This is a genomic window from Deinococcus yavapaiensis KR-236, from assembly GCF_003217515.1.
GTDB classification, from domain to species: domain Bacteria; phylum Deinococcota; class Deinococci; order Deinococcales; family Deinococcaceae; genus Deinococcus_A; species Deinococcus_A yavapaiensis.
On the sequence record NZ_QJSX01000046.1, the window covers coordinates 1 to 1,239 of the forward strand.

The 1,239-nt window shown below is 65.1% G+C and carries 1 protein-coding gene; it reads right to left on the reverse strand.

Annotated elements, in window-relative coordinates; all coding sequences use genetic code 11:
* Positions 1-200 precede the first annotated feature (200 nt).
* Positions 201-1,199, reverse strand: a complete 999-nt coding sequence (locus DES52_RS22430) for a YsnF/AvaK domain-containing protein (RefSeq protein WP_110889054.1) — start codon at positions 1,197-1,199, stop codon at positions 201-203.
* Between the last annotated feature and the right edge of the window lie 40 nt (positions 1,200-1,239).

Genomic DNA, 1,239 nt, shown 5'->3' on the forward strand with positions numbered 1-1,239 from the left:
GTCGTTCCGGTCGTGTCGGTCGTTCCGGTCGTGGTGTCGGTCGTGGTGCCGGTATCGTCGGTTTGAGCAAACGCAGGCATCGGCAAGGCGACCAGGGCGAACACCGCCAGCAGCAACTTCAATTTCGACATAGCACACTCCTTGGTGGAATCGAGGTGGAACCCTTCAAGCAACCGCAACTCAATGATGGTGATGCGACCTCAACGCCGATCGGTGCCGTCGTTCCGGGACGGCAACCCCTCGGCGTCCTCGTCCAGCACCGTGCCCGACCGCTCCAGCAACCCGCGGTCATCGCGCTGCGACGTCGTGCCCGTCAGCCCGCCCGCGTTCGTCACGCCCGTCGTGCTCGCCGTGACGTCCCCCGTGTTGTTCACGTCCAGCACTTCCCGCCCGACCGTTTCCGTGAACGTCTGCGTCTGGCGGACTTCCCGCTCGCCAATCGTGACTTCCTCCGTCACGAACGCTTGCTTGCGCACTTCCGCCCGTTCGGCTTCGAGGTCCACGCGAATCGTCTCGTTGCCCGCGCCGAGTGACACGTCGCCGTTCACCGGCGTCGGGTTCGTCACGGCGTGACGTTCGATGACGATTTCCTCGTGCGTCAAGCTGACGGGCACCTGCTCGGTGCGCGTCTCGACGTGCTTGCCGACTTCGACGCTGCCGGCGTGCACGCGCTCTTTTTGCACGGCGAGGCGTTCTTCGAGCAGGTGCAGGCGTTGCGGCGTCTGGAACAAGTCCGTGTTCGACGTCGAGGTGCTCGAGGTGGTGGCGTTCGTGGTGGCGTGCAGAACGCGTTCGTCTTGCACGCTCGACGTGGTGGCGTCGCTGGTGGGGGCGAGGGTGCCGTCACGACCCGCGAGGCGGTACTGGCTGCTGTCGTTGTCGTCGTACGTGTACGCTTCGTCGTCGCTGTACGCGTGCAGGGCGGCGAGACGCTCGTGGGTCAAGCCGTCGAAGTGCACGCCGTCGTCTTCGATGCGGGCGTAGCCGATGGGGACGATGACGAGGCGGGTGTTGGTGTCGACGACGAGGTAGCGGATTTTATGACCGCCGTCCGGGTCGACGAGGGCGCCGCGGATGGTGCCGACGCGTCCGGCGTCGGTGGTGTAGGCGGCTTCACCGGTCGGGTCGTAGATGCCTTCGCCGCGCAGGTCGTAACCGCCGTCTCGCTGCAAGTCATATAACGTTACCAATCTGGCCATGTCGCTCCTCTCCAGCCTTCCTTCGGCTGCTTGGCATAGT